The sequence below is a fragment of the Pedobacter segetis genome (assembly GCF_016623585.1).
In the GTDB taxonomy this organism is placed as follows: Bacteria; Bacteroidota; Bacteroidia; order Sphingobacteriales; family Sphingobacteriaceae; genus Pseudopedobacter; species Pseudopedobacter segetis.
On the sequence record NZ_JAEHFY010000066.1, the window covers coordinates 1 to 709 of the forward strand.

At 38.2% G+C, this 709-nt stretch carries 1 protein-coding gene; it reads left to right on the forward strand.

The window, feature by feature from the left end; translation table 11 throughout:
* Positions 1-33: 33 nt before the first annotated feature.
* Positions 34-558, forward strand: coding sequence for a DMP19 family protein (locus I5M32_RS16595; protein WP_200588289.1), 525 nt, complete (start codon positions 34-36; stop codon positions 556-558).
* The last annotated feature ends 151 nt before the right edge of the window (positions 559-709 follow it).

A 709-nucleotide genomic window follows, 5' to 3' on the forward strand; every position in this document is an offset into this window, starting at 1 on the left:
CGTTATGGGCAACCCTAAAACCGACAACAGACAATGAGTATATTTAAAAAACTATTTGGTGGTTCTGACAAATCAGACCAAAATTCGGAGAACAAAAAATACGACCTTGAAAAACTGCTATCTTCTGATGACATAAACGGGAGCATAATCGAACTTGACAATTACATTGGTGACGTTTGCTCATACGGAGACGAAATGGACAAGCTGACGGAACAACAGACGCAATTTTATCATAATCAATGTTTAGAAAGAGAAATAAACAATGGAGGGTTTAACCAATATTTTTTTAACTCAAGTGGCGACTTTGCTCATAAGACAGTTCAGTCCTTGCAGACAATAGGTGCAAACAAAACGGCTGACATTTTGCAAAAAGCAATCGACCAATTTCCAAATAGTAATGTTCCAGAAGACAGAACAGAACGACAAGAAATTTTAGAGCAAATACAAGAAACGGCAGATGTTGTTTGGGAAGACCTTGACCAAAAGTTTTTTAGTTACGAAGACGACTTGAATATGCTGAATATTGAATTTGTAAGAAAAAATAGAGACAAATTTTAATTCGATGGAAAGAAGGGCAGCCCATAACAGCACCTACCCAAAAGTGGCGGTTCAGTGGTTAAATCAAGCTTTGTGCTTCTATCAAAGTTTCTGCTTGATAGAGAGTGAAGTGCTTCGAAATCGCCACCTTCGGGTAGCTGCAGACCGTTAG